Below are 5,299 nucleotides of genomic sequence, written 5' to 3' on the forward strand. Positions count from 1 at the left end.
TTCCCCTGACGTGGTATTTCTGCGCAGTCTGTCTTGCAAATAGTCAAAAATATCGACTATCTGCGATTGCATTATTGCCACCGTCATGTTTCCCCACTACATTGCTGGAGCAGGCCTTCGCCTGTCACATTTATTCATTCGGGGGAGGGGCCATGGATAGTTTCCAGAAAGAGATTGACGAAAGAACCAATCTCACCGCATCCAACAAATTCGAGCTGCTGCTGTTCCGCCTGGGGGCGGATCCACATGGCGAGCGCTCCGAGCTGTTTGGGATCAATGTCTTCAAGATTCGTGAAATCGTACCGATGCCGCCGGTCACCAAGGCCGCCGGCACGCACTCGCCCATGTTGGGCATGGTCAACATCCGCGGCCAGATCATTTCGGTGATCGACCTGCCGGCGGTGGTGGGCTGTGTCCCCAAGACCGGCTTGAACATTCTGTTGGTGACCGAATACGCCCGCAGTACCCAGGCCTTCGCGGTGGAATCGGTCGATGAGATCGTGCGCCTGGAATGGAGCCAGGTCTTGTCGGCCGAGACCAGCAGCGGTGGCGCCTTCGTCACCAGCATCGCGCGCCTGGACCATGACAAGGACACCAGCCGCCTGGCCCAGGTGCTGGACGTGGAGCAGATCCTGCATGAGATCATGCCCAGCGACCGCAACATGAAGATGGAAAACCTGGAAAAGAGCGCCGGCCATGGAATGCGCCCTGGTGCGGTGGCCATTGCCGCCGACGATTCCAAGGTGGCCCGCTCGCTCATCGAGCAAGGTTTGCGGGCCATGGAAATTCCCTTCGAGATGCATGTCACCGGCAAGGAAGCCTGGGAAAAGATCCAGAAACTGGCGGCCGAAGCACGCGCCGAAGGCAAGCCCATTTCCGAGAAGATTTCCTTCGTGCTGACCGACCTGGAAATGCCGGAGATGGATGGCTTCACGCTGACCCGCAACATCAAGCGTGAAGACTTCTTGAAGAACATCCCGGTGATCATCCACTCTTCGCTCTCCGGCTCGGCCAACGAGGACCATGTGCGCGGGGTGGGCGGTGACGCCTATGTGGCCAAGTTCGAAGCCAATGAACTGGCCGCGACCATCTATGGCGTGCTGGACAAGAACATGGCCAAGGCCTGATCGCTGGCACCCACGTCATCAGCCCAAAGGAGCCAAAGGGAGTCTGCGGACTCCCTTTGTTTTTGCCCTTGCCATCTTCTGTTCCTCCTGCGATCTCGTATACTGTGGCTCCCTTGATCCTGCCGCGCGCTGCGGTGCAAAGCCCCATTCCATGCAGATTCCCACCCTCGTTTCCCCTCATGACGCCGACCTGGCGGCGCGCCTGGACGCACGCATCAACGACAAGACCAAGCCCTTGGGCAGCCTCGGTGCACTGGAGCGTCTGGCGCGCCAGATCGGCCTGATCCAGGGCAGCGAGCACCCCAGCCTGCGCCAGCCGGCCATCGTGGTCTGCGCCGGCGACCATGGGGTGACTGCCGAGGGCGTATCGGCCTACCCGCAGAGCGTGACTTGGCAGATGGTCGAGAATTTCCTGGCCGGGGGCGCCGCCATCAATGTCTTCGCGCGCCAGAATCAATGTGCGCTCTACATCGTCGATGCCGGCGTCAATCACGACTTCGGCCAGCGTGCCGGCCTGGTCGACCGCAAGATCGCGCCAGGCACCGCCAATTTCTGCCAGGGCCCGGCCATGACCATGGCGCAGTGCGAAGCCGCGCTGCAGGCCGGCATCCATTTCGTCGATGCGCTGGAAGTGGACGTGCTGGGCTTTGGCGAAATGGGCATCGGCAACACCACTGCCGCGGCCGCCTTGATGGCCGCCTTCACCGGCAGCGCCGTGGCCGATTGCGTGGGCGCCGGGGCGGGCCTGGATGCCCAGGGCATGGCGCGCAAGGCCGATGCCATTACCCGCGCTTTGCAGTTACATGCGCAGGCACACACGCCACTGGAGCGACTGGCCGCCCTGGGCGGCTTGGAGATCGCCTTCATGACCGGCGCCATGCTGCGCGCGGCCCAGCGGCGCATGGTGCTGTTGATTGATGGCTTCATCGTCACCTCGGCGCTGTTGGTGGCCCAGGCCTTGCAGCCGGCCGTGCTGGAGTACTGCGTGTTTTCGCATTGCTCCGATGAGGCGGGCCATCGCCGTATGTTGCAATACCTGGGCGCCCATCCGCTGATGCAGCTCGACCTGCGCCTGGGCGAGGGCACCGGGGCGGCACTGGCGTTGCCGCTGCTGCGCTCGGCGGTGAATTTCCTGGAACGCATGGCCACCTTTTCTTCGGCCAGCGTCAGCAAGCAGCATGGTTGAAGAAAACTTCACTCGCCCCGCGCCACCCCGCCAGGGAGTGCTGTACCAGCTGCGTTTGTTCTTCATCGCGGTGCAATTCTTCACACGACTGCCGATCCCGCACTGGGTCGGCTTCCACAGTGAGTGGCTGCAGCGCTGCACGCGTTACTTTCCGCTGGTGGGCTGGATCGTGGCCTGGGTCTGCGCCCTGGTCTACCTGCTGGCCGTGCAGTTCTGGCCGCACACGCTGGCCGTGCTGCTCTCGACCGCAGTGGGCATCTGGCTCACCGGCGCTTTCCACGAAGATGGCTTTGCCGATGTCTGCGATGGCCTGGGTGGGGCGGTCAGCCGCGAGCGGGCCTTGGAGATCATGCGCGATTCGCGTCTGGGCAGCTATGGCGTGCTGGGCATTGTGCTGCTGCTGGCCATCAAAGTGGCCGCGCTCAATGCACTGTTGCCTGTACAGGTGCTGGCGGCACTGGGCATGGCCCATCCCTTGTCGCGCTGGCTGGCCACCTGCCTGATCTGGCGCATGGACTACGTGCGCCAAGAGGGCAAGGCCAAGCCGCTGGCGCAGCACATGGGGCATGGCGAATTCCTGCTGGCCCTGGTCTGTGCCGCGCTGCCGGTGATCGGCGTGATCGCGCTGGGGATGATGGCCTGGCAGCGCATCGTCGCCGGCATCGTGCTGGCCGTGCTGGCCACGGTCTGGCTGGCGCGGCGTTTGCAGCGACGGTTGGGCGGCTATACCGGCGATGGCCTGGGCGCGGTCCAGCAATTGAGCGAGGCCGCTTTCTACCTGGGGGCGCTGGCGACGCTGCCGGGCTGGTGGCCTCATTGAATCCATGCAGCTCTACCTGATCCGCCATCCGCAGCCGCTGCTGGACAAGCACACCTGCTATGGCCGCAGCGACATCGCCGTGGCGCCCGCCATGCTGGCGCAGTGCGTAACGCAATTGCTGCCCGCACTGCAAGCCTTGCCGCCCGGCCTGACGATGGTCAGCAGCCCGCTACGGCGCTGCGCCGATCTGGCCCAGGCCCTGGCCGCGCAATTGTCGTGGCCGGCGCCCGCGCTGGAACCGCGCTTGCAGGAAATGGATTTCGGCAACTGGGAATTGCGCCCCTGGGATGACATCCCCTGGGCCGAGGTCGAAGCTTGGAATGCCGACCTGCTGCACCATGCGCCGGGTGGCGGCGAGACCCTGCTGGCGGTGGCGCAGCGCATGTGGCAGGCGTTTGCCAGCCTGCTCGCCCAGCCGGCGCCCGGCGCCATCGTGATCTGTCATGCCGGCTCGATCCGCATGTTGCAGGCTTGTGCAGCATGGCGCGCAGAGCAGGGGAGCGCGCCTGCCTCTACTCCTCAGATATTTGACGACATCGCCTTGCGCGCCGTCGCCCAGCGCCAGGAGATTCCCTACGCCCAGGTGCTGCCGCTGGACCTCTCCATGGTCCAGCAGCGTTAAGCATCAAGTGCCTGCGCCGCGCGACTCCACTGCAAACTTGATCAATTCGGCCTGGCCATCGATGTTGAGCTTGCGCTTGATGTTGAGGCGATGCGTTTCCACCGTGCGCACGCTCAACGCCAGCGCGCGGGCGATCTGCTTGTTGGATTGGCCATTGGCGATGTGCTGCAGCACTTCGCGCTCGCGCTGCGTGAGCAGTTCGCGCGGCGGCAGCGGCTGGGTCAGCTGGCGCGCCAGCGCGGCGCTGTAGTAGATGCCGCCCGAGCGCACCGTTTCGATGGCGTGCACGATGTCCTGGCTGGGCGCATCCTTGAGGACATAGCCACGTGCGCCGGCCTGGATCGACTGCATCACGTATTCGGCCTTGTCATGCATACTCAGGATCAGCACCGCGATCTCGGGATGCAGCGCATGAAAGCGCGCCGTCAGTTCGATGCCATTGATGCCGCGCATGTTGATGTCCATCAGCGTGAGGTCGACCTGATGCTGGGCGGCAGCGTCCAACGCTTCCTGCGCATTGCCGGCCTCGGCCACCACTTGCAGGCCGGGCACGGTTTCCAGTCGCGCACGCAGGCCGTCGCGCACCAGGGGATGATCGTCGATGAGCATGATGCGGGTCAGCTCGGGCAGGGGGAGGGCGTCAGACATGAGGTGGCTGCAAAAGGGAGAGGGAGGAACGGGCAATGATGGCGCTGATGCGGGTGCCGGCGGCCGAGGAATCGATGGCCAGTTCGCCGCCCACCGCTTCCATGCGCTCACGCATGTTGCGCAGGCCGATGCCGTGGCGCGAGTGATCGTCGACCTGGCCGAGGTCAAAGCCGCAGCCATTGTCCTGCACCTGCAGCATCAGCAGGGTGGAGCCGCCATAGAGGCGCATCCGGATCTGGCTGGCGCCGGCATGACGGGCGATGTTGGTGAGCGCTTCTTGCGCTACCCGAAAGAGTACCGTGTTGACCACCTCGGGCAGGGGCGTACCGTCACCGAGCTTGCCCTCGCTTTCGAAGACGATCTGCGTGGCCGTAGCCGTGTTACCGGCACCGCTGCCGGCACTGTCACGCCATTCGCTGCACAGATGCTCCAAGGCCGCTGCCAGGCCGAGGTCGTCCAGCAGGGCCGGGCGCAGATCGTGCGAGATGCGGCGCACTTCGGCCAGCACGCCATTGATCTGGGTGGCGGTCTTCTCGAAGCCCGACCGCGCTTGCGCAGCCTGTTCGGGCGTGCCGCGCAGGCGTTCCAGCGCGGCTTCGATCTGCAGCTTGATGGAGACCAGCCACTGGCTGATGCCATCGTGCAGATCACGTGACAGACGCGCCCGTTCTTCTTCCTGCGAGTGCACCACGCGCTGGGCCAACTGGCGCAGCTTGGCATCGGCGACCCGATGCTCGCTCANGTTCAGCAGCAAGCCGGCCAGGCCCACGGGCAGCGCACTGGCCAGGGCGATGGCGGCGATCAGCAGCATGGTCTGGTGCANGTAGCCGGAATTCTGGTGGTCCACCTGGGCCAGCGCCGCCTCACGTCATCCAGGTAGATCCCGGTGCCGATCA

5 protein-coding genes and 1 pseudogene are annotated in these 5,299 nt (G+C 64.5%); 4 read left to right on the plus strand and 2 right to left on the minus strand.

Going from position 1 to position 5,299, the window contains the following annotated elements:
* Nucleotides 1–152 precede the first annotated feature (152 nt).
* The 4 genes from I5W_RS11475 (at nt 153) to I5W_RS11490 (ending at nt 3,755) form a co-directional block, all read left to right on the plus strand.
* Entirely contained in the window at nt 153–1,127 is a 975-nt protein-coding gene (locus I5W_RS11475; RefSeq protein ID WP_017450850.1) for a chemotaxis protein, read from the plus strand.
* A gap of 151 nt (nt 1,128–1,278) precedes the next feature.
* On the plus strand, nt 1,279–2,313 hold the full coding sequence (cobT, locus tag I5W_RS11480; RefSeq protein WP_017450851.1) for a nicotinate-nucleotide--dimethylbenzimidazole phosphoribosyltransferase: 1,035 nt from the start codon (nt 1,279–1,281) through the stop codon (nt 2,311–2,313).
* Nucleotides 2,306–3,133, plus strand: a complete 828-nt coding sequence (locus tag I5W_RS11485) for an adenosylcobinamide-GDP ribazoletransferase (protein WP_044529323.1) — start codon at nt 2,306–2,308, stop codon at nt 3,131–3,133. The genes cobT and I5W_RS11485 overlap by 8 nt, the downstream gene beginning before the upstream one ends.
* 4 nt (nt 3,134–3,137) lie before the next feature.
* Nucleotides 3,138–3,755: a histidine phosphatase family protein gene (locus I5W_RS11490; RefSeq protein ID WP_044529324.1), complete on the plus strand. Its 618-nt coding sequence runs from the start codon at nt 3,138–3,140 to the stop codon at nt 3,753–3,755.
* 3 nt (nt 3,756–3,758) lie between these two features.
* On the opposite strand, the gene I5W_RS11495 is transcribed toward I5W_RS11490, so the two are convergent.
* Both I5W_RS11495 and I5W_RS11500 read right to left on the minus strand, forming a co-directional pair.
* Nucleotides 3,759–4,403, minus strand: a complete 645-nt coding sequence (locus I5W_RS11495; RefSeq protein WP_017450854.1) for a response regulator transcription factor — start codon at nt 4,401–4,403, stop codon at nt 3,759–3,761.
* Nucleotides 4,396–5,299 (minus strand): annotated as a pseudogene (locus I5W_RS11500) (sensor histidine kinase); the annotation flags it as partial. The pseudogene I5W_RS11500 and the gene I5W_RS11495, both read right to left, overlap by 8 nt.

Source organism: Herbaspirillum sp. B65 (assembly GCF_000333555.1).
In the GTDB taxonomy this organism is placed as follows: Bacteria; Pseudomonadota; Gammaproteobacteria; order Burkholderiales; family Burkholderiaceae_D; genus Herbaspirillum; species Herbaspirillum rubrisubalbicans.